The sequence below is a fragment of the Pseudomonadota bacterium genome (assembly GCA_026388215.1).
Classification (GTDB): Bacteria; Desulfobacterota; Syntrophorhabdia; order Syntrophorhabdales; family Syntrophorhabdaceae; genus JAPLKF01.
Map to the genome: position 1 here is coordinate 1 of JAPLKF010000281.1, position 2501 is coordinate 2501.

4 protein-coding genes are annotated in these 2501 nt (G+C 40.4%); all 4 read left to right on the forward strand.

The genetic code is table 11. From position 1 onward, the window contains the following. On the forward strand, window positions 1–208 hold a 208-nt coding region (locus tag NTU69_12780), incomplete at its 5' end, for a MarR family EPS-associated transcriptional regulator (protein ID MCX5804380.1). 37 nt (window positions 209–245) lie between these two features. Further along, entirely contained in the window at window positions 246–1424 is a 1179-nt protein-coding gene (gene gmd / locus NTU69_12785; GenBank protein MCX5804381.1) for a GDP-mannose 4,6-dehydratase, read from the forward strand. A 47-nt stretch (window positions 1425–1471) separates the two neighbouring features. After that, complete coding sequence (locus NTU69_12790; protein ID MCX5804382.1) at window positions 1472–1846, forward strand: four helix bundle protein; 375 nt, start codon at window positions 1472–1474, stop codon at window positions 1844–1846. Window positions 1847–1899: 53 nt separating this feature from the next. After that, window positions 1900–2501: NAD-dependent epimerase/dehydratase family protein (locus NTU69_12795; GenBank protein ID MCX5804383.1), on the forward strand; the 602-nt coding region annotated here is incomplete at its 3' end.

A 2501-nucleotide genomic window follows, 5' to 3' on the forward strand; every position in this document is an offset into this window, starting at 1 on the left:
TTATATTGTCAGGGAGCTTATTAAAAAAGGATACGTCAAAACTCAGCGGTTTAAAAATTCAAAGAATAAAGTTGCGTACATTTATGTCCTGACCCCGGACGGAATTAACGCGAGGATTAAACAGACACAAATTTTTTTACAAAAGAAGATTGAGGAATATGAGAAACTGAGATGCGAAATTGACGAATTGAAGAGAGAGCATGTGTAGGGAATTAGAAAAAACAAAATAATACAAAGGTGTTAATATGTCAAAGCGTGCATTGATAACGGGTATTACTGGTCAAGATGGATCATATCTGGCTGAGTTTTTAATCTCAAAAGGTTATGAGGTCCATGGTTTGATAAGGAGGGCGAGCACGTTTAATACTGGAAGGATAGATCATATATATGCAGACCCTCATACCACTGGTGTAAAATTACACCTGTATTATGGTGATCTGTCAGATTCAGGCCAGCTTGCAAACCTAATCTTTAACATAAAACCTGATGAAATTTATCACCTTGGTGCCCAGAGCCATGTGAGGGTAAGCTTTGATATACCTGAATATACAGGTGATATTACAGCCCTTGGGGCAATAAGGGTGCTTGAAGCAGTAAGGAGAAGCGGAATAAAAACAAAGTACTATCAAGCCTCCTCTTCTGAGATGTTTGGTGGTGCCCCTCCCCCGCAAAATGAAAGGACGCCTTTTTATCCAAAAAGCCCTTATGCGGGGGCCAAAGCTTATGCTTTCTGGATGGCAGTGAATTATAGAGAAGGATATGATTTATTTGCATGTAACGGCATACTTTTCAACCATGAGTCACCAAGAAGAGGCGAGACATTTGTTACCAGGAAAATAACCCGAGCCATTGCAAACATTCTGAAAGGCAACCAGAAGAAGCTTTATCTCGGTAATATCAATACAAAACGGGATTGGGGTTTTGCACCAGAATACGTTGAGGCGATGTGGCTTATGCTCCAGCAAGATAAACCTGACGACTATGTTATTGGAACTGGTGAAAGCTATTCTGTCCGGGAATTTTTAGAAAAGGCTTTTGTCTATGCCGGTATTGAACTCGAATGGATCGGTAGCGGTGTTAACGAAAAAGGCATTGTTAAATCCTTTGACTCTAAATCAACTCAGCACTCAACACTTAGCACTCCGCACTCAATTAAAGCAGGCACGGTTTTAATTGAGATTGATCCTCACTACTTTCGTCCTACAGAAGTTGATTACCTCCAGGCAGACATCACAAAAGCGAGGCAAAAATTGGGCTGGGAGCCACGGACTACCTTTGAAGAACTTGTAAAAATTATGGTTGATTATGACCTTCAGATGGTGGGCATAGCACCACCAGGGGAAGGTATACGAATTTGCAGTGAAAAATGCTTCAATTACACCACCCACACCTTTGCAACTAATGAACATATTCGAGAACGATAATGGAGAATGATGCTGTTCTATGTTCAACGTTCAAGGTTCAACGTTAGATGAAGATTGAAAAATTCGAAGATATTGAAGCATGGAAAGAAGCAAGGTGTGTTGTTCATAGTGTTTATAGCGTTTGTAGTGTTAACGAGTTTAAAAGAGATTATAGCTTGGTTGATCAAATAAAGAGAGCAGCGATATCAATTATGGCAAATATTGCCGAAGGATTCGCACGAAAAGGCAACAAGGAATTTATTCAGTTTCTCTTTATTGCAAAGTCTTCAGCGGCTGAATTACAATCCCATTTATATGTTGCATTAGACCAAAATTATATCAATAAAGACACTTTTAACGAGCTTTACCAAAACGCAGATAAAATCCAGCGTCAATTATCAAATTTTATAAAATATTTACAATCAACCCTTAAACGAAGTTAACCCAATGAACGCTACAAACTCAAAAAACTCAACAAATCACTAAACATAGAACGTTGAACAACAAGCGAATTACACTCACTGGAGGAAAGGGGTTTTTAGGGCAACACCTCATCCGCAAACTCCAGGACCGTGGCTACCAACACATCCAGATAGCCGACCTGCCTGAATACAACCTCATAGACATCAATGACATCCGAAGACTGTACGAAGAGCAAAAACCTGACATCGTAATACATCTTGCTGCCAAGGTCGGTGGCATAGGTTTTAATCAAGAAAACCCCGCTTCTCTCTTTTATGAAAATGCAATAATGGGAATTCAATTGATGCACGAGGCTTATCTCAGAGGAATTGAAAAATTTGTAGCCCTCGGGACCATCTGTGCCTACCCTAAATTTACTTTGATTCCTTTCAAGGAAGAAAACCTCTGGAACGGCTATCCCGAAGAAACAAACGCCCCCTATGGTCTTGCAAAGAAAATGATGCTCGTCCAGTCTCAGGCATACCGCCAACAATACGGGTTTAATTCTATTTTTCTTCTCCCCGTCAATTTATATGGCCCTGGTGATAATTTCTCTTTTAAATCCTCTCATGTCATCCCTGCCCTTATCCGCAAATTCCACCTCGCCAACCTCCTCTCCCGCAACGACTTCGACTC